Source organism: Natronorubrum halophilum (assembly GCF_003670115.1).
GTDB lineage: Archaea > Halobacteriota > Halobacteria > Halobacteriales > Natrialbaceae > Natronorubrum > Natronorubrum halophilum.
In genome coordinates this window covers 472,442-495,298 of record NZ_QQTY01000003.1, presented here as the reverse complement: position 1 = coordinate 495,298, position 22,857 = coordinate 472,442, and the positions used below count along the sequence as shown (strand labels likewise).

Genomic DNA, 22,857 nt, shown 5'->3' with positions numbered 1-22,857 from the left:
CGAACAGAACGGTGGGCACAGCACGACGCCAATAGTAAGATTATTTAACAAGAAACGTTGTCATCTCAAGGTATGGCTGCCCAAACAAATCTCTCTGTGGGAGTCCTCAATTCAGTTGAATCCATCGCTGCATGGACCGATAGGTGGTGGTATCTTCCAGCGTTATCTGGTGTGAGTGCCGCTGTTCTTATCTTTCTGGTTTATTTCACGGCTACTCCAGAATGGGCACTGGAGACAGTTGCTGTACTATCTGTGCTTCCAGCAACGGTTCTTGCCGGCCCGGCTATTGTGTTCGATATACTCAACAAATACGATGATACCTTGCCGCCCGGGTTGTTCATATACCCGCCCGCCCTGTTAGTCGCGATGATCGTCGGGATGATTCCACTGATCACGGTCGTCACTGTTTATCTCATAACGTGGGTTATTCGAGTATAATGACTAGTTGGACTGCCCACCGAGTCGGTATCGAGACGGAAAGTCAGGGGACTCGGATAGCATACTATTCGTTATAAGCAACTGCTGGTGTTGTTCTCTAACGCCCAGTATCGGGTACGTGAGCAGCATGAGCACACAAGAAGACACCGAGGCGATCGCCCGGCAGATTTTCGAAGAAATATGGCAAAACCATAACTACGACATCATCGACGAACTCGTCGCCGAGGACTACGTCCTCCACGATCCGTCCATGCCGGAAGAGACTGAGTGGCCCGCCGGCCGCGATGGCTATCGCCAGATGGCCGAGATGGGTTCCGAGATTATCGACGGACCGCTCGAGATCGAACAGCTACTTCCAGCGGGCGACCACGTGGTGATCCGCTGGAAGCAGACGGGCACGCACGTCGGGGAGATGGAGGAGATCGATCCCACGAACGAGGAGGTGACCGTCACGGGTATCGAAATCGACCGCTTCGAGAACGGACAACTCGTCGAAACGTGGCAGGAGGTCGGTATGATCCCGATGCTCACACAAATCGGGATACTCTCGGAGGACCTGTTCTCCCCGGAGGCATCGTGAGGCCATGAGCGATCTCGTCGTTGGAACGTTCCTCACGGCCGATGGCGTGATGCAGGCACCGGGTGGTCCAGACGAGGACCGCGACGCTGGTTTCGAGCACGGCGGGTGGACGGTCACCTACTGGGACGAGGGGATGGGCGAGATCATGGACGACCAGTTCGACGAGGCCGACGCGCTGTTGCTCGGCCGGAGGACGTACGAGATTTTCGCCGCGCACTGGCCCCACGTCGATGGGGAGGACGATCCCGTGGCGGCGAAGCTGAACAGCATGCCCAAGTACGTCGCCTCGAGATCCCTCGACGCGGTGGAATGGAACAATTCGACGCTCCTCTCGGGGGATGTCGCAGCGGCCGTCGAGGACCTCAAGAACGAGCGCGGGGACGCGATCATGGTGCAGGGGAGCCACGATCTGATCCAGACGTTGCTCGCACACGACCTCGTCGACGAGTTCTGGCTCTGGGTCTTCCCCCTGGTCCTGGGGGAGGGGAAGCGGCTGTTTGGCGACGGTACGATTCCCGCGGCCCTCGAATTGACGGCTGTCGAGACGTCGAGTACGGGAGTCCAAATGCTCCGATACGAGCGGGCGGGGGAGATCGAGTACGGGTCGTTCGCGTTGGATGATGCGGGGGAGTAAGTAGCGACACTCTCGCATCTGTAGCGTGCAGCCGTTCCGCCAGAACGGCCGTCCGAAAAGGCGAATTTCGACAGGGCCGGTTTTTTCGACGGTCAGTACGGAAACTGACCGTGGCCCACTACGACGCGCTGGGTGGGACTGCATCGTCGGTTCTGGCGAACCAGCAGACGCGACGGCCGCGCGGCGCTTTCGGCTACCTCTTCAAAGGCACAGGACGATTTCGAGCGACTGGGAATCGGGTAGAAGTTGATAACAGTTGCGCCAGATGTGTTACTTGTCGCGCGACCCACCGTGCGCGACAGACCGCAACCCAAATCAGCCCCACTGACACCCTACCGTGGTCTCCGGCGGCGAGGCTGCCCCTCTCGTCGTCGGACCTGTCGCTTTTCGATTTTCGAAAGCCACCGTCTTACACGAATTCGAGCACCCACGATTTCACTCGCGAGCGTCGCCACTCACTCCGTCGTCGACGAACGCCCTGATGATCCTGCTCTCGGCGCGATGGAGCAATCTGCTCGCCGCCGATTTGTGGATCCCCAGGAGCGCTGATAGCTCCGTGACCGTACAGCTCCGAGGCGTCTCGTAATAGCCGCATTCGACCGCCCTGGAGATGATCTCCGATTGACGATCCGTCAGAAGTTCGCTCGAGTCGTACGATTGGGCCAGCGACAGAACTCGATACGGAATTTCGGCCGCGGCTAACTCGTCCGTGTACTTCGACAGCCGTTCGTGTGACGCGATCAACGTCACGGTAAACCAACCGTCCCGAAGCGTAGTCGGGTACACCGAGATGTTCTTCGACCTGGAGAGCGGGTCAAACGATTTCGTACTCGAAGTTGAAAACCGGATCAGCACCATCCGATCATCGCTGTGTAGTCTCTCGAACGAGTCCACTTCGGGCGTGCTCTCGAATCGAGCGGCGAGGTCACCGGGCGACGATGTCCTCGCTTCGAGGATGACAAGCGCGTCCACGTCGCGTACCTGAGTCGCCAAAATTCTGAGTTCGGAGTCCGGAAACTCGGTGGAGATCTCCGCTAACCATCCGTCTACTGCCATCCCGTTGAGTTTCACCGTGATCTGTGGCATCCGTTCGGAGCGTTGGCTTCGAGTCGACTTATACGTAGAAACATGTTGCTGTGTGAACTCACGGCGATCAATCGCCTCCGTTCTACACGGTTGCAATGAATCCACGAACCGACGCGTCGACCGACACCAGGGGAGTATATCACGCATGACTGACGCATCACTCACGCCACAGGAGGAGCGAAACAAGCAACTTGCCCGGCGTATCCCGGAGGACGTCTTCGGGGACGGGAACCTCGACCTGCTCGAAGAACTGTACGCGGCGGACGCCGTCGACCGTAACGCGTTTGGCGATCAGCAGGGTCGACGGGCGATCAGAGCGTCGTATGAAGCCTTTCTCGATGCGTTTCCCGACGTTTCCCAGACCGTCGTGGACATCATCGTGGAAGGCGATACAGTTGCTATGTTTCTCGTGAGTCGCGGGACGCACACGGGAGAGCTCTGGGGGATCGAACCGACCGGAAGGGAGATCGAGGTCCAACAGATGGCCTTCGTCCGCATCGAAGACGGGATGATCGCCGAGCGGTGGTTCCTCCCGGATAACCTAAGTCTTCTCCACCAAATCGGGGTCATCGAGTTCCCGCCGGCGTAGCCTCCCCGACTCGACTCGGCCACGACAGAACAGAAGTATCCGCCCTCTCAGAACGACCTCCTACGGGGTTGCTACCGAGCCGAAGCGGTGTCTCTTCCCGAACTTCGAACAGCGCCACCTCGTCAGTGGCAGTCAGTACCTCGAACAACGGTTCGACCCTGCTCGACCCCCTTCCTGGCGTTCAGGTCACCTCGAGTCACAGACACTCGTGGCTCCTATCGAGATCCGAAGCGGGATTGATATCGATGCACACCGTCGCATCCTGTCCCGTCATTTCAGACACTGTCTGACTTTGTGCAACGAGAGATAAACGAATGGAGCCCCATCGAATTGCGCGTTGAACGGTGCAACAGCGCTCGAGCGCGTCAGTGAGGTTCAATCCACGTCCGGTGGTCGCCTACCGTCGAAAGACGACCGTCACGCGGACCCGCCTCATCCGAACGCGATCGGAGCGCTGGCTCCTGCCGGCGTCGATGCCGTCGTTTCCTGATACTCGAAGAATCGGACGCGGACGGTGACCGAGCGATCGGATCGGGTCTCGATCTCAGCCGCAATTTCGCCGGCGAGGTCCGACGGCGGCGCTTCGCCGGGGGCGGTATCGCTAAGCACCACCGTGACCGTTTGGGGCCCGGTGAACGGTGAGGGATCGGCGTACTCGCTGCGGACCGCTACGGCCGTTAGGTTTTCGTGCTCGGAATCGTCGATGACGTCGTGAACTGCGCCGTTGGCGTTTTGCTCGAACGCGATCTGTTGTGCCGAGGCACCGACGGTCCCGGCAACGATCACCGCAAGGACGGCAAGCGCCGCACAAACGAGCGCCGCCTCTCGCAGGGACTGGAACGCGAGGACGCCACCGTCCGTGAAAGGATTCGGGCGGTAAATCGCCCACAGCGCCGCGAAGCAGGCGATGTTGATCACGACTATCGTGACGAGCAACAGGGCGAGCGTTCCGATCCAGACGAGCGGGCGATTCCAGATCACTCCAATCCCGGCGGCAGCAGCGGTTGGGATCAGTGCCGCGGCGACCATGACCCCGATCAGCGACATCGGTCCTTTCGTCGTCAACCCGATTCCGCCCGCTGCTCCCGCAGCCAGGCCGACGATCAGCGCGAGCATGTTCGGTGCAAGTCGCACGCCGATCAGTTCGATCGTACTCAGGTCGAGTACCGGCGGCACGAACTGAAACGTTTGCAAGACGAGGCCGAACGCCATCGCGGCGAGCACCGCAACCGCGAGCCCGAACGCCTGCATTCGGAGGCTGTCGATTACCATTCGCCGGTCGTCGGTGATCGCACCGACGCTCGTTGTCAACACCGGTCCGACCACCGGTGCGATCACCATCGATCCGACGACGATCGCCGGCGAGTCCGCGAGCAGCCCGGCGGTTGCGATCAGCGCGCTGAGGACCATCAGCGCGTAGTACGAGCCGGGATCCTGACTGAGGTTCATCGACTTCGATCGAAGTTCGGGAAACGTGAGGGGGTCGAAATCTCTCGCGTATCGCTTCAACAGTGTGTCCCACGTCGATGTCATCGCGGTTTCGCCGCTGGAGATGATCGTGTACTCTCGAGTATCGACGCCAGCGTCTTCGAGAGCGTCCAGCACCGGTCCGACGGCGTCGGCTGGAAGCGGAATCTGAAGCAGAACCGTCTCGTCGTCCGACCCAGCAACTGACTCGACCGCGTCGGGGATATTTGCCAACGATCCAGTACCTAGTACTGCATACTCGATGTCCAGTTCGGTAAGCGCCACGAGCGCCTCATCGCGACAGCGTTCCGGAACTCGCACATAGAGAGTCCTCACACAGGGACGACCACGACCAACCCAAAATACGCTCGGGTTCGTACACGACGGGGGTCGTCGCGGTCGGTTATCCGGTAGGAACCGATCCGTCGCAGTTCGCCCACGAGATCCAGGAACGTGAGAGCGTCCACGCCGAGTCGGCGATCCACCTGCCAACCGGGCCGCTCGTCGAATCTCACCGTGCCGAAGTGATCGTGTCTTACACCGAAAGAGGATAGTCGCGACTGCTTACGGCTGCCTGATCCAATTATCACTCTCGTCGTCGTCTCGATCGGTATGGGAGCATTCGAGACGAAAGCGCAACGATCACGGGCGAAAATAGCCGACGATCTTCGGAAACTGGCCGACCAACTCGGCGGTGGCGGCGACGTGACGCTCGAGCTCGGCGGGAAGGAAGTGCTGTTGAACCCGTCCGATCCCGTCACCTTCACACTGGAGGCCGAATCCGATTGGTCCGACGGGGATACAAAAGCGAAACAGCGCATCGAATTCGAACTGGTCTGGCGGCGCGAGGCACGGACCGCCGAGGATGCCGCGTTATCCATCCGGGAGTGAATCGCAGCGGATTCTCGAACAGCAGTCGTTAGCCGCGCTTGACTACTTGAAATCGAGGACACCCATATAATATATCTGCCATATTTGAGTGTCCATAGTATTGCACCAACAGAACAACTACGGGACAGTAGTACGGTTTTTCTTCGGAACTTCCTGCGAAACTCGCGGGATGTACAGAGCGTGCAGTGTGAACATCATCTCACGGAACGGTTAAGTTCAGATACAGGAACGCCCACCCAATGGAATCGCTTCTCATCTCGGTCGGGATTGGTCTGCTGTGGGGTGGGTTATTGCTCGCCGTCAATCGAGTGCTCGGAGACCGACATGCTCGGGCGTTCATTCTGCTTCTCATCGTGGTTCACGTACTACTGACGATGGGAGCGGTGTATGCGCCCCTCTCGACCGACGCCTCGCTCGTGCCAGTCGCTGTAACGACGATGAGTATACTTGCACTTGACCACCTCTCAAACGAACTGGACTGACGACCTAATCCGGTCACCTGTCCTCCACGGTCGGTACGTTCGCATCTGCAGTTACCAAATCGGACAGATCAGTTTCGCGTCCGAGTCTGAATGAAGAAGTCGTATTACCGGCTTTGTTGAAATCCTCAACGGTTGATACAAACAGCGTGCTGAATACACAGCTCGAATACAACATTCTCCGAAGGTCGATTAGCGAAGGCTGGTGATCGGTCAGTGCAGAGGTGTATGTCTCGCTGGTGGTCAGTGTTTCATGCCCCAAGCGATTCATGCATTGGCGTTGTATCCTACGGGAGAGATGCCACCAGAAAGCCTTGCTGAACTCCAGGGAATTCAGATGGATGAACAAGAAATTGACGATTTCTTGCGTAATCAAGGGTTTGGAGTTCTTTCACTAACCGACGGGGAGGAAGCGTACGGAGTCCCAGTTTCATTTGGCTATGATGGGGAATCACGGCTGTTCTTCGTGTTTCTGCGCGTTGGTGAGCAGAGTAAAAAGGAGAAGTTCGCTAAGAAAACCGAGAAGGCCAGTTTCACCACCTATAACGTAGTTTCAAAGCATAACTGGCAAAGCGTCATTGCGACGGGGACGCTTCGACAGGTTGCTGAGGATGAATGGACTGACGTGGTCGATGCGATTGGGGACAATGCATGGTATCCAAGCCTGTTCTCTGAGGCTGAACCGATGCAGGACATTCAAGGGTGGGAACTTCAAATTGAGGAAATATCGGGCCAGCTGAGCGAACAATAAGCACATTCTCTTCCGGATAGTTCAAGAATAGAAAGACAACTATCGTGCTGAACTCATGCTCTGTATTCAGCACGACTTCGAATACCTATCATCGATTGAGGATTTCAACAGAGCAATCGAGATAGGTTCTGTATCCTCTGTGGTCAGTATAGGTAAGTTTCCATTGTATCAGTGAACGAAGTCAGCAGTCTGATTGCGAACATCGTATCCGAGAATCGTCAGGTTGTTGTGTTGGATTTTCTCGTTTTTGGTAAGAGACACCGGATGGGTGCCTCCCTTGTTGAATATACTTGATGTAGACGATAGCGTATGGAAGACGAGCCTAAAACTCGCATCGACAACCCGGAATAACTCTGCGATACGATAGTTGAAATTGTAGACGTACTTGAAGCGAGTGAGACGATTGGAGAAGAGCAAACATCTAAATTACGATCGAAGATCTACCGCTCGATCGACATTCCTGAAGAATAGGTCGAATAAAAAGGTCACTTCGGTTCTGTTGAAATGCACGCGGAATGATATATTCAGCACCCTCTGCGGTAAGTATAGCACGTAGACAGAGCACCAGCTTCAGTTCAACCTGACCGGAACAGATGCCGCTTTCACAGCTAGCGTGCAGTCGCTTCACCACGACATCCTCGCTCTCGCCATATCTTTCAGGATAAACGGAAGCGGGCACGAACCAGTTCGCTATGGTGCCCGCTCGTCGTCTATTCAGATTGTTCGTCAGGGACGACGCCGAGCTGTCGAAATAGACTATAGGAGTCGAACAGTTCCTGTACTTCGGTGAATTTGCCGTCTTCGAGGCGATTAAATTCCATCCCTTCGACGGTGACGCGAGCCCCCGTTGGTTTGATTCCTGCTAATTTACCCTCGTGCGTCCCGGTCACCGTCCACCGGGCGCTGACGCGATCCTCGTTCACGACGACATCTTCGACCTCGAGGTGAAGGTCAGGGAAAGCGCCACGGTACGTCTGAATATACGCTTTCAGCCCGTCTTGCCCTTGGATCGGTTCTGATTCGCCTGCGACAGACATGACGAACTCATCGGCGACGAGTTCGTCGATGGTCTCCATCTTCCCCTCATTTACTGCCTCTTCCATGAGACGGCGATAGCGCTCCTCGCTGTCAGTACGGTGTTCAGTTGCGGCCACAATTATTCACCATCTATAATTACGTTTCAGAACAATATATAGATGATCTCTCGATTCACGGTGTGTCAGATATATCGATAGGTGTTCAGTTCGCACGTAAGTGAGCGTGTGTTTCACGCTAAAACATCTCTGAAAAACACCATTTCAACAAAGCCGTATTACCAACTACTGCAATAGCCACGGCGGCAAAGGGACTTCACCGTCACTGTATTTGGACGACTGGCACCGGTCCAGTCGTTACGTTTCTGTATTAACTGACCGAGAAACGCGGTTTTAGAGCCCATGTTTCTCGAGAACGCCCGTGTCTATCTGATCGCCCTCGCTCGAGCAAGATCGTGCTGCCAACTTGACACGCGAGAAAAATCCGATCGGACAGTGGTTCCCATCCACAAGAGACGAGTCGATCCCTTCCAGAATTCGGAGGTCGTGGCCGGAAAAATGCCAGGTCGTATTGTGAATATCGCACATTGGCATATTCAATGTTATTTGACGGCTACATCTACATTCGAGATTTCTAAACACCCAAATGCTCGACCCAGCCCTCGTTCTCGAGTCGCTTCGGTAACGCTCACGCAGAATCTGCCGATCAGTAGCTCCGTTCGTCCGCCTCGCATCGAACCGTCCGCGGATCACCTCTCGAGAGTGCGCGTTTTACAATAATATGGTTGTAAAACAAGGGCGGCGCGCTGCGTCCAGTGTGACGCTCCGGCCGGAATCGTTCGTCGTCCGAGCCGTTAGCTATCAGAAATCTGTTTTTTGTACCAGTATATGAAAGAATATTGCCACTAGAAGGCTGTTTCCGGCTGTCGTTTCCCACGCTATCGATCGGAAATAATGAATCACCACTTTCGGATAATGAACGACGAGAGCGTATCATTGGGGTGGATCGAGAACCGCATCATTTGGACGCCGCTACCAGTAGACCGCTGAATGTCACCGCGCACCCGATCGCACAACTTTCGTGTGATCGGTGTGTGGCTAGTTGCTGCCCGAATTCTCGAGGTCCGTCTCCGGCCGGGTCAGTCGGGCTTTCCGCCCCTCGAGGTATCCGATCGGGCTCAGGAAGGCGGAACGAGGGGTCATCGAGTAGTCGGCTCAAACCGCGCTATCTGATTCGCACACTCATTCATCAGTTCTATTCTAATCTGTGTAGCTCGAACTATAGCTATACTGGTAAAAAACTATAATAGATGGTGCCGATAACATTCTGGTGGTAGCGTGCAATAACGTGACAATCGCTTCGGCAACGCCACGACCTCAGGGGCGTCCGGAACGCGACGCGGCGGTAACTGAAACAAATCGGCCGAAGAGACCGTCTTGCCGCCGCGGAGACATCACGCTCGCGCTATCGGTAGCAATCATGAGTGACGAACGACCTTCGAACGACGACAAAATCGACAGTAACGCGCGCTCGAGCGACGTCTCGCGCAGGAACTACTGCAAACTGCTTGGCGCTGCATCGGCAGTCGGGACGGTCGGTGCGGTCGGCACTGCCAGCGCGAGCGACCACGTACCCGTCGGCAACGGTAGTTACACGACGGCGTTACCGGCGGGTGCGGAAGCGCCCCAGGACGCCATCTGGACGACCACCGGGTTCGGCGACGGACCGGTTCCGACCAACGACTGGTGGTCGAGTCTGGTCTGGAACGCGTTCTCGGAGAACATGTTCTCCCAACCGCTGATGCTCCGGGCGGAGAGCGGCGGACTCCTCGTCAAGAACCCGACCGAATGGGTCGACGGCTCGACGACGGTCATGGACAACAGCGGTCGTGACCTGACCATCGGGCATGCGGGAGCGGACAGTTTCGCCGATGCGCGCCTGGACGACCACGGCGACTGGTCGGTCGAGGCGCTCTGGGGCGAGGGAAGCGCCACGACGCTTCGCACGACGTTCGCACAGGGATCACCCTTCGTCTTCTGCGAGTACGAGGGCGGCGGTGCCGAGATCGGCTTCGACGACGCTCCGGAAGTCTGGGCCGAGGAGGGGAACGTCCTCGGTATCACCGTCGACGGACACCACTACGGACTGTTCGCTCCGTCCGGAACGACCTGGGCGGGCGTCGGCACCGACACGCTCACCAACGACCTCAGCGGTGCCGGATACTGTTCGATAGCCGCTCTCCCCGAGACCGCCTTCCTCGATACGTTCGAGGACTACGCGTACAACTTCGTCACCGACACCCGGATCGACTGGGAGTACGATCAGGCTGACGCCGCGGTCCACACCACGTACAACTTCGAGACGAACGACAGGCCCGAAAGCGCGGCCGCGGGGACGATTACCGCCTTACACCCACACCAGTGGAAGTACAGCGATGACGGCACGCTGGGAACGACCTACACGTCGCCGCGCGGAGAGATGCGCGTCGTCGCCGGCCCGTCGTTCTCGACGACCTACGACTACGGCGGCATGCTTCCGTTCCTGCCCGACGAAGGCGGGTACGACACCGCGGAGCTTCAGGGGTACATCGACGAGATCGACACCTCGATCGAAGGGCCCGACACGTACAACGTCGGCAAGGACTACGGCCGACTGGTCGAGAGCAAAGCGCTGGCCGAGCAGTTCGGCCTAACCGGCAAGCGCGACGATATCGTCGGCTCGTTGCGGGATCACATAGAGCGGTGGCTCCAGGCCGAGAGCGGTTCGGAGGAACTGTTCTACTACGACGATAACTGGGGGTCGCTGCTGGGATATCCCGAGAGCCACGGCTCGGCATCGGCGCTGTCCGATCACCACTTCCACTACGGCTACTACGTGCGCGCCGCCGCCGAAATCGCACGCACCGACCCCGGGTGGGGCGCTCAAGATCATTGGGGCGGCATGATCGAACACCTGATCCGCGACTACGCCAACCCCGAACGCGGGGACGACATGTTCCCGTTCGCACGCAACTTCAGCCCGTACTGCGGGCACTCCTGGGCGGAGGGCGGCGGCGCCGAGTTCGCCGACGGCAACAATCAGGAATCGTCTTCCGAGGCGCTCAACGCGTACGCGGCGATCATCGAGTGGGGCGAGTACACGGACAACGAGGAACTGCGCGATTTCGGCGTCTTCCTGTACACGACCGAACTCCACGCGGTCCACGAGTACTGGTTCGACGCCGACGACGAGAATCACCCCGACTCGTGGGACTACGGGACCGCCGGAATGGTGTGGGGCAACGGGTACGCCTACGCCACCTGGTGGACCGACGACGAAGAGGCGATCCACGGCATCAACTGGCTGCCCCTGGCCGGCTACTCGCTGCACCTCGGCTGGGACGACGCGGTGCCGGAAGTGAACTACGACGAACTCGTCGCGAACAAGGGCACCGACGAGTTCGACTACTGGCCCGATCTCATGTGGATGTACCGGGCGTTCTCCGACGGACAGGACGCCGTCGACAAGTTCGAGGCGCGGAAAGACAGCTATGAGGTCGAGGCCGGCCACACTCGCGCTCAGACGTATCACTGGATCTACAATCTCCACGAGATGGGTGCACCCGACGGCGACGTCACCGCCGACACGCCGTTCTACCAGGTGTTCAGCGACGGCAGCCAGCGAACCTACGTGGCTTACAACGCCGGCGACTCCGCCGCGACCGTGACGTTCTCCGACGGCACGCAACTCGACGTCCCCGCGAACTCGCTGGCCACGTCCACCGGCGAGGACACCGGTGACGGCGGTGATGACGGCGGCGATGGAGGAGACGGCGGAGACGGTGGCGATGGCGGTAACGGCGAGAACACCTATTCCGGTGACGGCTGGACTGCAACCGTCACCGACGACGGCGACGCCAGCCACTGGGAGTTCGATCCGGACAACGACGCCGACTGGGCCGACATCCAGTTCGACGGCGGTGGCGGCTGGATAGGCTACCGCATGGAGTCCGACGGAGGGACTCACACTCACACGCGCGACGCCTCCGGCGACGGCGCCTCGATCGACGTCCGCTTCGTCTGGGGCGACGGCGCCGACGGACAGTACGTCTCCGACGCGTTCACTCACGAGTACTGACCGGGACCCGCGGACCGTCCCGGCTGAGCCGTTCGAGTCCCGACGGACGGTGCTGTCGATCACGGCGAGGGACTCGCGTCTGGCTCGGGTACGAGCGAAAACGTCGACGAACGGAAGCGCTCCGCCCCGGTTTTGCAAAAGACTGATTACTGGTTGTTGTCGTTATGGTGCATGGACAGGGACCCTCTCCGAGACGCGCTCCAGAACGCGGGGTTGACCTCGTATCAGGCCGACGCCTACATCACGCTGCTCGAGCGAGGAATGCTGCCGGCAGTGGAGGTCGCAAACCAGTGTTCCGTCCCGGTGTCCCAGATCTACGACGTGCTTCGCGCTCTCGAGCGAACGGACTATGTCGAGACGTTCGACCAGGACCAACTCCACGCCCGTCCCAAGGAGCCGATCGGCGTCCTCCGCGACCTTCGATCCCGGGGACAGCTGATGAACGAGGCGGCCGACGCGATTGAGGACCGGTGGGAGCGGCCGGCGGTCAGCGATCACACGGTCAGCGTCGTCAAGCACGAGGAGACGGTCATCGACCGGACGCGGGACCTGATCCGAGACGCGGAGAGCTTCATCGAACTGTCCGCGACCGTCGATCAGTTTCGAGCGCTGACGAACGCGCTCGAGGACGCCCACGATCGCGGCGTCGTCTCGAAGGTGGCCGTCTACGGCGAGGATCTGGAGGACCGACTCGCGGACATCGACCTCGCGGGGACGGTGACGGAGCTTCGCGCCTGCCGGATTCCGGGGCCGTTCCTGTTCGTGGCGGACCGCACGCGGACGTGTTTCACGCCGAACGACTGGGCCAACAGGCCGTTCGGCGTCCTGATCGACGACTACATCCTCTCGCTGATCTTCCACTGGTACTTCCAGACGGGCGTCTGGGCCCTCTGGGAGACGATCTGCGAGGACACCGACCCGCCGTACGTCTACATGACCCTCGAGGAGTTCGTCCGCGACGTGGCACCGCTGAGGGCGGAGGGGGCGAACGTCGCGGTGACGATCGAGGGCACGTTGGTCGAGACGAACGAACCCTGCGAGATCACCGGAATCGTCACTCACATCGAGTATCCGGGCGCGTACCGCTCCGAGGGGCGGCCGTCGTTCGAGCAACTGGCCGGGTTCTTGCAACTGGAACTCGTCGCCGACGACGAACGGTACAGCGTCGGCGGCTGGGGTGCGGTCTACGAGGATATCGAAGCGGTCCGGATCGTCCTCGAGCACATCGAGTTCGACGATCCGACGGGGACGGATGTGGTCGATCTCGGCGCGCCGGATGCCAGCCGCGCGGCGGAAGACGACTGATCGGGTTTTCGGTCGCCCCGTGTAGACGCTCGAGCGTCCGGCCGAAGGGAGCCACGAGCCGATCGGAACGATCGCTGATCGCATTCGCTCGAGGAACGGATACGACCGGTGGAGCCAAGTACCAGCGCCAGAGCAGTGTTACCAATGGCCGATACGTACTCGGATCGGTTCTGGAAGACGGTTTGCCAGTATCGCTCCGCCGTCGTCTTGCTACTCGGGATCGAAGCCGTCCTGTTGGTACTCCTCGTGATCGCGTTATGGTTGCAGCCGACGGGATCCGGAACGAGAACCGTACTCGCCGTCGATTTCGTCCTCGTCGGTACGGGCTTTCTCGCCGCGGGCTACGTCCTGTCTCGCTGCCGGCAGCGTCGCGCCGGTAACTGACCGGATGCGGATAGCGCGGCGACGTCGAACCTGATTCTCCGGGAGTTACGCTCGACGTCGTGCGTTATCTATACGCCGAAATACATATAGATGAACGAACAATAGTGAGAACATTTATCACGACATACGTGGACGAATGTCTCGTGCCGCAAGCGGCAGGAGAACGGACGTTGCGTCGCGATAACGGACGACACTCGGATGGCGTCCAGTCCGTCAACGGAAAGAAGTGGCACGACAGAAGCCGGCAGACACCGGCTTCGCTGAGAACCTATGACAGATAGCCAACGGTCGGTACGGAGAACGGACGAATCGAGCGATACGAGTATGTTACGCAGACGGTTCATGGGTGCGGCCGCGGCGGCCGCAGCCACAGCCGGCCTCGCGAGTCCGACCGCGAGCGCGGCCCCGGGCGATGTCGTCTTCGCGGTTAACGCTGGCGGCGGCGCGTACACCGCTGCCGACGGCACCGACTACCGAGCCGATACCGGGTACAGCGGCGGTACTGCCGCGAGTACGGGCGACCCGATCGCCGGTACCGACGACGACACGCTGTACCAGTCCGAACGGTACGGCGATTTCAGCTACGAGATTCCGGTCGCCAACAGAACCTACGACATCGAGTTACACTTCGCCGAGACGTACTGGACCGCCGACGGCGACCGCGTGTTCGACGTCTCCGCGGAAGGTGCCGCGAGGATCTCCGATCTCGACGTCCACGGCGCGGTCGGGCACGATTCGGCGCTGGTGCGGACGATCTCCGGGGTCGACGTCTCGGACGGCACACTGAACGTCTCGTTCAGCACCGACGTCGATAACGCGACGATCGGCGCGATCAAGGTCGTCGAGGCTGGCGGCAGCGCGAGCTACCCCGGCGATCCGGGGGACCTCGACGGCCGGTCGTGGAACCAGGTCTTCGCCGATCACTTCGACGGTGATTCGCTCGATACGTCCGTCTGGGCGGACCAGGAGGGCAACGGCCACGACTACGGCGTCCCCGGCTGGGGGAACGCAGAGGAGCAGTACTACAGCCAGGACAACCGATGGGTCGAGAACAGCAACCTGGTCGTCGAAATCCGCGAGGAGACGGTCTCCGACGAGCACGGAACCTACGACTACACGTCGGCGAAGCTGGTGACCGAAGGCAATCTGGACTTTCAGTACGGCCGCGTGGACTTCCGTTCGAAACTCGTCGAGGATCAGGGGATGTGGCCGGCACACTGGATGCTGCCGGCCGGCGATACGGCCTGGCCCGACGACGGCGAGATCGACATCATGGAACTGGTCGGCGACCAGCCGTCGGCGGTCCACGGTACCGTCCACGGACCCGGCTACTCCGGCGGCGGCTCCATCGGCGGGGACTACCACCTGGACGTCGGCACCTTCGCCGACGAATTCCACGTGTTCTCCGTCGTGTGGGATCCCGGCGTGATCAAGTGGTACGTCGACGGCGAGCACTTCTTTACGGTCACCCGCGAAGACGTCGAGAGCCAGGGCAACGAGTGGGTCTTCGACGACGGGCCGTTCTGGTTGCTCCTCAACTGCGCCGTCGGCGGCGAGTGGCCCGGATCGCCCGACGCAACGACGACGTTCCCCCAGCGGATGGAGATCGACTACGTCCGGCTGTTCGAGGAGGCGTAGGCTCGACGGAGGACCGACCTCACCACCCGGTCGCACTCACTGGCCCGCTTCCAACACCATCGCCGTCTGACCGATCGCACGCGGCGGTCTCGTCACCCGACGTACGCACGAATCGCTATCCCTGTGACGATCGGTCATACCCACGAACGGGTCTGCGCACCCGGCGCAGTACTCCGCAAGGCACCGACAGCTGCAGGTTCCGAAAGTATAACCTTTTAAAATATATTAAAATAAATTTAAATGGGTATTATACAATATAGAATCTGATGTCGGAAGAAAGCAACAGCGGAGACGGGGACGGACAGCCAGTAGGAATACCACGCCTCTCGCGTCGGCGGTTGTTACAGACCACGGGGACACTCGCTGCGTTGTCGGGGCTCGGTTCGACGGCAGTCGCGTCGGAACACGACACGGACGACCATCACGTCGCCGACCTCGTACCGACGTCGGATGCGACGCACAGCGCGACGACGAGCGGCCCGTGGACCGACTCGGCAACTTGGGACAACGGAGTTCCGAACGACGGCGCGCGCGTCCACGTTCCATCCGGCGTCACGGTGACGGTCGACGCGAATCCCAGCGCGCGCCTGCACTGGGTCCGAATCGACGGGACGCTCAGGGCCGCGACGAGCCAGACGGCCGAACTGCAGGTCGACACGCTGATCACGACCCAGGACAGCGCGATTCAGCTCGGCACGGAGAGCGATCCAGTCGGCCCCTCGAGCGAGCTAACCATCACCTTCATCGACCGCGGACCGATCGACGAGAGCTGGGACCCGGAGCGGAAGACCCGGGGGCTGGTGGCGGCCGGCACCGTCGAGGTCCACGGCGCGGCGAAGACGCCACACGCGACACTGGCGCACCATCCAATGGCGGGTGACTCCGCCCTCGAGCTCGACGCGACGCCGACGAACTGGCGGGCCGGCGATGCGCTGGTCGTCCCGGGCGTCTCGCCGCAGGAGAACCACGACGAGGAAGTGACCGTTGCGAGCGTCACCGGCTCGACGGTCCAGTTGGAGGAGACGCTCCAGTACGACCACGTGCCGCCGGCGGGCGGCCTCGATTCGTACGCGCTCAACCTCGAGCGACACGTCCGATTGCGGTCCGAGAGCACCGAGATGAAGCGCCGCGGCCACGTGATGATCATGTCGCCGGGCTCGACGATCCGGTATGCGGGCCTCTACGAACTCGGCCGGACCGACAAGAGCATCCCGTTCTCGAACCCGGCGTACAAGGAGAGCGAGATCCGGAATGACGGCGTGTTCGACCTGGACGTCAACGACAACCGGCGGGCCCGATACGCGCTGCACTACCACAAGACCGGTCCCCGAACGGACGTGGAACCCCACGACGCGACCGGCTGCGTGGTCGCGCCGCGGACCCGCGGGAACGGCTGGAAGGGCAGCCCCGGGTGGGGCTTCGTCAACCACCAGAGCTCCGCTCACGTCCACGACTGTGTGAGCTACAAGGTGCTCGGTTCGCACTTCCAGACCGAGACGGGCGTCGAACTCGGCAGCTTCGTGAACAACTTCGCGCTGCGATCGGCGGGCAGCGGAGACGACCCCGATTTCCGCGAAGTCGTCGCCTGGGCCGATCACGCCAACCGGCCGCTGATCGACGACTACGGCCACAACGGGATCGGCTTCTGGCTTCACGGGCCGCTCGTGTTGAACAGGGACAACGTCGCGGCGGGCCAACGCAACCACGGGTTCGCCTACTGGAACCGGGCGATCGGCGATTACGTGCCCGACGAAGTCGACGATCCCGCGATCCCGCCCTCCGAACTCGAGCGCGAGATCGAGGAGTCCGACATCGGCAGACACCGGGGGACGATCCCGAACGTGCCCGCCCCGTACGCCGACGACCGACCGTCAGAACAGTACAACGTGGCGCCGGGGTCAGCCGGCCCGAACGTCGCGGAGTTCGCTCACGCGACCGACACTGCCGACGACGGCACGGTCTTCGTCGACGAGGGGTCGATCCCGATCCGAGATATCGGCAACACGGCCTTCGCCTGCGGGAGCGGCATGGAGGTCATGAACCACATGCGCGGCGCCGGCTCGCAGATGGATCGGCAGACCGATTACTACGGGCTCATCAAGGACTACACCGCGTGGAACATCGGCCAACGCGACGGCGAGAGCGACCTTCCAGACACCCAAATTTACCAGAACGGCGATCTCAGCTTCGAGTTCCCGCGGGGGACCGGCATCGGCCTCGCGATGCGGTACGCCAGCCACCTCAAGGTCGTGAACCCGCGGCTCATCGGCGTGGGCGAGGGCGTCGGCATCACCCACAACATGCGAGCCGAGGGGATGGTGATCGAGGACGCGACCATCGAGAACTGGAGTAGCGGCATCGGCGCGCTGACGGACGGGCTCATGGAGATCCGAAATCCGACGTTCAGCAACATCCAGAACTACGAGATCAACATCCGTGGCGAGCAGATCCTCGCGGGCAACCCCACCACCAAGATGTGGGACGTCGACGACGGGTACGAGATCTACATGAACCCGTCGGACGATATCCACACCGACTGGGACCGTGAGTACTGGCTCGACGACAGACGGGTCTACTTCGAGGATGTCGCGCCTGGTGATGCAGAAACCGATCCGCGGCTCGTCGGCGGACGGATCGAGCCCGGTTCGAGCGACACCGCCGCGGTCGAGACAGCGATCAACGTCGGTGGATCGAGCTACACCGTCGGCGACGGGACGGAGTTCCAGGCTGATACCGGGTACAGCGGCGGTACTACCGCGAGTACGGGCGATCCGATCGCCGGCACCGACGACGACGCGCTGTATCAGTCCGAACGGTACGGTGATTTCAGCTACGATATCTCGGTCGCCGACGGCACCTACGACGTCGTGTTGCACTTCGCCGAGACGTACTGGACCGCCGACGGCGACCGCGTGTTCGACGTCTTGGTGAACGGTGACGAAGCGATTACCGACCTCGACGTTCACGGTGCGGTCGGCCACGGCGCAGCGCTGGTTCGGACGATCTCCGGGGTCGACGCCTCGGACGGCACGCTGACGGTCTCGTTCAACACCGACGCCGACAACGCCTTGCTCAATGGGATCGAGGTAGTTACCGCCTGAAGCGGCGGTGACGCCCAGCAGGGCGAGAGCGGGCCTTCGACGACGGCCCGTTCTATCCGCTCTACAACGGTACAGTCGGCGGCGAGGAACGGTGGGTGCCGATCAGCGGAGCCGTCCGCGACTGGCGAACCGACGGAACCGGGATCGACCCGGCTATTCGTCCGCGTCGATACTGGCACCCTCAAGCGGTTCGCTGTGCCAGTAGTCGCCGTCCTCCTCGAGGCGGAAACAGGATGCCCGGTGCGTACCATCGCCGACCGAACGCCGGTCAGGTGCCTCCGTCCGGCAGTGGTCCGTCGCGTACGGACACCGCGTGTGGAACCGACAGCCCGACGGCGGGTCGACCGGATCGGGAATGTCGATCTCCCGAACCGGCGGCTCCGCAGCGCCTTCTTCCAGACTGAGCGACGGCGTCGCCCACTTCAACACCTTCGTGTAGGGGTGTTGGGGATCGCGGAGCACCTCGTCCGCGTCGCCGAGTTCGACGAGTTCACCCAGATACATCACGCCGAGTCGTCCGCCGGCGTGCTCGGCCAGGTAGCGCGCGTTCGAGAGGTCGTGCGAGATGAACAGGAACGACGTGTCGAACTGGGCTTGCAGGTCGAGCATCAGGTCCATCACTTCGACGCGCAGCGAGACGTCGAGCGCGCTCACGGCCTCGTCGGCCAGGATGAGATCCGGGTTCATCAGCAACGCCCGGACCAGCGCGACGCGCTGTTTCTCCCCGCCGGAAAGCTGGTGGGGATAGCGCCGCGCGTAGTCGTGGGGCGGCGTCATTCCCACGCGTTCGAGCATCGCGAGGATCCGAGCCTCGCGGTCCTCCGGCCCCAGTTCCGACTGGTACTTCTTCAGCGGCGCGGCGAGCGACGACTCGACGGTCTGGTGGGGGTTCAGCGACGATCCCGGATCCTGGTGGATGATCTGCAGCGACCGACGGATCTCGGAGTAGGCGATCGTCGGGTTCGAGAAGCGCTTTTTGGCCGTCCAGACGTCCTGTCCGCGGAAGCTGACGGTGCCGGCGCTCGGTCGCTGGAGGCCGACCGCCGCCTTGCCGAGCGTCGTCTTCCCGCTGCCGGACTCGCCGACGATCGCGACGACGTCGTTTTCGGGGATGTCGAGGTCGACGCCGTCGACGGCCCGGACCGTCTTCGATTCGGCGAAGGGGTTGAGGCCGCCGTCGTCCTCGAAGTGGATGTCGACGTCCCGCATCGAGACGACGGGGTCGTCGGCGCTCATCGGTCCACCCCCGTGGTCAGTTCGATCTCGTCGACTCGCTCCCGGTGATGACAGGCGACGTCGTGCGTTTCGCTGGCCGCCTCCATCGGGGGCTTGATCGTCGCGCAGTCGTCCGTCGCGATCGGACACCGCTCGTGGTACGGACAGCCCGGTGGAACGTTGACCGGGTCGGGCGCCGCCCCGTCGATCGGGCGCATCTCCTCGAGGGGCGACTCGATGTCGGGCGTCGAGTTCAACAGCGCCCGCGTGTAGGGATGAGTTGGTGCGGTGAGCACCTCCTCGGTGGTCCCGACCTCCGCGAGTTCGAACGCGTAGAGGACGCCGATCCGGTCCGCCAGCTTCGTCACGAGCGGCAGATCGTGGGTGATAAACACCATCGTCAGGTCGTACTTGTCTCGGAGATCCGAGAGCAGGCTGACGATCGACCGCTGCATGAGCAGATCCAGCGCGGCCGTCGGTTCGTCCATCACGAGCACGTCCGGGTCGAGGACGAGCGAGAGCGCGATCAACGCGCGCTGTTTCATCCCGCCGGAGAGTTCGTGCGGATAGCTGCCCAACACGCGCTCGGGGTCGAGGTAGAGATCGGAGAGGAGTTCGCGCGTTCGTTCCATCCCCCGCTCGACGTCGTAGTCGTGAGCCTCGAGCGTCTCAACGAAGTGGCCGCGGAGCTTCAGCGTCGGGTTGAACGACGAGAGCGCCCCCTGGAACACCATCGAGATCTCCTCCCAGCGAAGTCGGCGAAGCCGATCGTCCGAGAGGTCGAGGACGTCGACCGCCGGACCGTCCGTCGGCCGGTAGGAAATCGTCCCCGACGTGACGCCGGGTTCGACGACGGCGTCCAGCAGCGCGGAGGCGAACATCGACTTTCCGGAGCCGGATTCGCCGACGATACCGATGATCTCGTTGCGCTCGATGTCGATATCCAGCCCGTTGAGGACCGTCGACGTGCCGCGATCCATGTGGAACGCCACGGAGAGATCGCGACAGCTGAGGACGGTCTCGAGCCGAGAATCGGTCCCGACGACGGACACCGCGTCGGCGGGTTCGCTCATCGGACGCCACCCCCGGTCGTCGCGGTCGCACCGTCGTCCGTCGGTTCGTCGTTCGAGCGGGTCGTCGAGGAGTGTCGGGCGCGAACGCGGGGGTTGAACATCCTGTCGGTCCCCTGTGAGAACAGGATCAGTCCGAACGACAGGAGCGTGATCGTCGCCAGCGGCGCGATCAGCCAGTGGGCCATCGACATGACGTGCATCGCGCCGCCGCTGACCGCCTGGTCGATCATGACGCCCCAGTTGACGACGCTGTCGTAGGGCAACACGCCGAGGAAGTACAGTCCGATCGATGCGAAGATAACCTGTCTCGCCGCGTTGACGAACGTGATCAGTACGTAGGGCATGATGTTCGGAAGGATGTCTCTGAGGATGATCGTCGGCGTCGACAGTCCCATCGCCTGGGACGCTTCCACGTAGGAGTGGCGGCTGATCGAGAGGACCTGCGAGCGGATCTCTCGAGCGAGGCCCGCCCAGACGTTGATCGTCAGAATGAGTCCCGTGACGATCGGATCCTGGGGCTCGAGTAGCGCGGCCAGGATGACGATGAGGGGCAGCCCCGGAATGGTCATCACGATGTCCGTGATCAGCGAGAGGAACCGGTCGGTCCGTCCGCCGGCGAACCCCGCGGTCGTGCCCACGGTGACGCCCATAACCGTCACGAACAGGCCGCCGGCCGTAATCATCTGCAGCATCGACGGCGTCGCATGGACGAGTTGAGCGAGGATGTCGCGGCCGAGGTTGTCGGTCCCGAGGGGGTAAGTCAGTCCCTCGGCGAGCGGCGTGAGCGACCGCGGCCCCTGGTTGACCTTCGGTTCCTTGTAGACGGCCGGTCCGAACAGGCCGACGAGCACGTACAGCAGGAGGATCGACGCTCCGACGCGGGCGCGGACGTCGTCCCAGATGATTCGACCCGGAGCGAGCACCCAGCGGTCGAACAGTCGGCGGTAGCGCTCCCCGCGGCCCATCGTGTTCTCCGCCACGGCTTCGAACGCCTCGTCGTCGTCGAGGACGCGAACCTGCTCCGTGCGTTCGCTCATCGGTGGTCACCTCCCCGCGTCTGGGCGCGGGGATCGATGAGTCCGTACGTGAGGTCGGCAACGTAGACGCCGAGAACGACCGCGACCGTCATGACGAGGAAGACGCCCATCATGAGCGGATAGTCGCGCGCCTCTAACCCCTCGATCATGTAGTAGCCCACGCCGGGATACGTAAACACCTGCTCGAGGATGACGCTGCCGCCGAGCGCGAAGCCGATCGCGATCAGGAGCGCCGTGTACAGCGGCAACACCGCATTGCGCCCGACGTAGCGCGTCGCGATCCGTCGCTCCGAGAGCCCGCGAAGCCGCGCGACCCGCAGGTAATCCTCGCCGAGTACCTGGATGCTGTTGCCCCGCATCCGCAGCGCCCAGCCGCCGGCTGCGACGACCGCGTACGACAGGATCAGCAACGAGGCATGCCAAAGCGCGTCGCCGAGGAAGGCGAGCGTTTGAACGGGCTCTAGGAGCCCCACCGTCGGCTCCATCTCCGTCGAGTACCGACCGCCCGTGGGGAACAGCTCGAACTGGTAGCCCAGGAACCAGATCGCCAGAATGCCGACGATGTAGTTCGGGACCGAGTTACACAGGATCGAGAGCACGGAGAACCCGCTGTCGAAGGAGCTCCCTTCCTTGTACGCCATCACGGCACCGAGCGAGATGCCGATGGCGAACGAGAGCAACAGCGCGATGGACATCGTAAAGATCGTCCAGGGGAGCGCCTCCGCGATGATCTCCGACACGGGGACGCCCTCGTTGATCGACTCGCCGAGGTCGCCTCGCAGCAATCCGAGCACGTAGTTACCGTACTGTTCGTGGAGCGGCGCGTCCGGGAGCACGTTGAGCTTCTGTTCGACGCGGTGGTCGATCTCGGCCTGTGACAGTTGCGGGTTGTTCTGGATGAGTTCGGCCCGGTAGGCGTCCGCGGGGTTGCCGGGCATCAGTCGCAGGAGGAAAAACGCGAGGCTCATCACCGAGACGACCGTGACGACCGCCTGAAGCGTGCGTTCGATGTAATATCGTTGCATAGGGTGTGCTGTT

At 61.5% G+C, this 22,857-nt stretch carries 19 protein-coding genes; 12 read left to right on the top strand and 7 right to left on the bottom strand.

Features of this window, described 5'->3' with window-relative positions; all coding sequences use genetic code 11:
* Positions 1-72 precede the first annotated feature (72 nt).
* The 3 genes from DWB23_RS14390 (at position 73) to DWB23_RS14380 (ending at position 1,652) form a co-directional block, all read left to right on the top strand.
* Positions 73-438 carry a hypothetical protein gene (locus DWB23_RS14390; protein ID WP_162989832.1) on the top strand — a complete coding sequence of 122 codons (366 nt, stop codon included), beginning with the start codon at positions 73-75 and terminating at the stop codon, positions 436-438.
* A gap of 127 nt (positions 439-565) precedes the next feature.
* Positions 566-1,018: an ester cyclase gene (locus DWB23_RS14385; RefSeq protein WP_121743502.1), complete on the top strand. Its 453-nt coding sequence runs from the start codon at positions 566-568 to the stop codon at positions 1,016-1,018.
* A gap of 4 nt (positions 1,019-1,022) precedes the next feature.
* Complete coding sequence (locus DWB23_RS14380; protein ID WP_121743501.1) at positions 1,023-1,652, top strand: dihydrofolate reductase family protein; 630 nt, start codon at positions 1,023-1,025, stop codon at positions 1,650-1,652.
* Between the two features lie 435 nt (positions 1,653-2,087).
* Here DWB23_RS14380 and DWB23_RS14375 read toward each other — a convergent pair whose 3' ends face one another.
* Positions 2,088-2,738, bottom strand: coding sequence for a helix-turn-helix domain-containing protein (locus DWB23_RS14375; RefSeq protein ID WP_121743500.1), 651 nt, complete (start codon positions 2,736-2,738; stop codon positions 2,088-2,090).
* Positions 2,739-2,883: 145 nt separating this feature from the next.
* On the opposite strand from DWB23_RS14375, the gene DWB23_RS14370 reads away from it, so the two are divergent.
* Positions 2,884-3,327: an ester cyclase gene (locus DWB23_RS14370; RefSeq protein WP_121743499.1), complete on the top strand. Its 444-nt coding sequence runs from the start codon at positions 2,884-2,886 to the stop codon at positions 3,325-3,327.
* A gap of 432 nt (positions 3,328-3,759) precedes the next feature.
* On the opposite strand, the gene DWB23_RS14365 is transcribed toward DWB23_RS14370, so the two are convergent.
* On the bottom strand, positions 3,760-5,130 hold the full coding sequence (locus tag DWB23_RS14365; protein ID WP_162989831.1) for a DUF389 domain-containing protein: 1,371 nt from the start codon (positions 5,128-5,130) through the stop codon (positions 3,760-3,762).
* A 276-nt stretch (positions 5,131-5,406) separates the two neighbouring features.
* On the opposite strand from DWB23_RS14365, the gene DWB23_RS14360 reads away from it, so the two are divergent.
* The 3 genes from DWB23_RS14360 to DWB23_RS14350 all read left to right on the top strand — a co-directional run bounded on the left by DWB23_RS14360 (position 5,407) and on the right by DWB23_RS14350 (position 6,915).
* Positions 5,407-5,685: an amphi-Trp domain-containing protein gene (locus DWB23_RS14360; protein ID WP_121743497.1), complete on the top strand. Its 279-nt coding sequence runs from the start codon at positions 5,407-5,409 to the stop codon at positions 5,683-5,685.
* 239 nt (positions 5,686-5,924) lie between these two features.
* Entirely contained in the window at positions 5,925-6,167 is a 243-nt protein-coding gene (locus DWB23_RS14355; RefSeq protein ID WP_121743496.1) for a hypothetical protein, read from the top strand.
* Between the two features lie 295 nt (positions 6,168-6,462).
* Positions 6,463-6,915, top strand: a complete 453-nt coding sequence (locus tag DWB23_RS14350; RefSeq protein WP_121743495.1) for a pyridoxamine 5'-phosphate oxidase family protein — start codon at positions 6,463-6,465, stop codon at positions 6,913-6,915.
* Between the two features lie 710 nt (positions 6,916-7,625).
* On the opposite strand, the gene DWB23_RS14345 is transcribed toward DWB23_RS14350, so the two are convergent.
* The gene (locus DWB23_RS14345) at positions 7,626-8,069 is read right to left on the bottom strand and encodes an ester cyclase (RefSeq protein ID WP_162989830.1); all 444 of its coding nucleotides are present in this window, start codon (positions 8,067-8,069) and stop codon (positions 7,626-7,628) included.
* A gap of 1,360 nt (positions 8,070-9,429) precedes the next feature.
* On the opposite strand from DWB23_RS14345, the gene DWB23_RS14340 reads away from it, so the two are divergent.
* The 5 genes from DWB23_RS14340 to DWB23_RS14320 all read left to right on the top strand — a co-directional run bounded on the left by DWB23_RS14340 (position 9,430) and on the right by DWB23_RS14320 (position 18,494).
* The gene (locus DWB23_RS14340; protein ID WP_121743493.1) at positions 9,430-12,066 is read left to right on the top strand and encodes a glycosyl hydrolase; all 2,637 of its coding nucleotides are present in this window, start codon (positions 9,430-9,432) and stop codon (positions 12,064-12,066) included.
* Between the two features lie 171 nt (positions 12,067-12,237).
* Positions 12,238-13,371, top strand: a complete 1,134-nt coding sequence (locus tag DWB23_RS14335; protein WP_121743492.1) for a TrmB family transcriptional regulator — start codon at positions 12,238-12,240, stop codon at positions 13,369-13,371.
* A gap of 144 nt (positions 13,372-13,515) precedes the next feature.
* The gene (locus DWB23_RS14330) at positions 13,516-13,755 is read left to right on the top strand and encodes a hypothetical protein (protein WP_121743491.1); all 240 of its coding nucleotides are present in this window, start codon (positions 13,516-13,518) and stop codon (positions 13,753-13,755) included.
* Positions 13,756-14,079: 324 nt separating this feature from the next.
* Positions 14,080-15,393, top strand: a complete 1,314-nt coding sequence (locus DWB23_RS14325) for a malectin domain-containing carbohydrate-binding protein (protein ID WP_238717444.1) — start codon at positions 14,080-14,082, stop codon at positions 15,391-15,393.
* Between the two features lie 266 nt (positions 15,394-15,659).
* Positions 15,660-18,494, top strand: a complete 2,835-nt coding sequence (locus DWB23_RS14320) for a malectin domain-containing carbohydrate-binding protein (protein WP_121743489.1) — start codon at positions 15,660-15,662, stop codon at positions 18,492-18,494.
* A gap of 153 nt (positions 18,495-18,647) precedes the next feature.
* Here DWB23_RS14320 and DWB23_RS23895 read toward each other — a convergent pair whose 3' ends face one another.
* The 4 genes from DWB23_RS23895 to DWB23_RS14300 are packed head-to-tail and all read right to left on the bottom strand — an operon-like array spanning position 18,648 to position 22,844.
* Entirely contained in the window at positions 18,648-19,730 is a 1,083-nt protein-coding gene (locus DWB23_RS23895) for an oligopeptide/dipeptide ABC transporter ATP-binding protein (RefSeq protein WP_121743488.1), read from the bottom strand.
* A complete protein-coding gene (locus DWB23_RS23890) occupies positions 19,727-20,782 on the bottom strand; it encodes an oligopeptide/dipeptide ABC transporter ATP-binding protein (protein WP_121743487.1) in 1,056 nt (351 codons plus the stop codon). Before DWB23_RS23890 ends, DWB23_RS23895 begins: the two co-directional genes overlap by 4 nt.
* Complete coding sequence (locus tag DWB23_RS14305) at positions 20,779-21,819, bottom strand: ABC transporter permease (protein WP_121743486.1); 1,041 nt, start codon at positions 21,817-21,819, stop codon at positions 20,779-20,781. Before DWB23_RS14305 ends, DWB23_RS23890 begins: the two co-directional genes overlap by 4 nt.
* Positions 21,816-22,844 (bottom strand): ABC transporter permease, encoded by a 1,029-nt coding sequence (locus tag DWB23_RS14300; protein WP_121743485.1) that lies wholly within the window; start codon positions 22,842-22,844, stop codon positions 21,816-21,818. Before DWB23_RS14300 ends, DWB23_RS14305 begins: the two co-directional genes overlap by 4 nt.
* Positions 22,845-22,857: the final 13 nt, after the last annotated feature.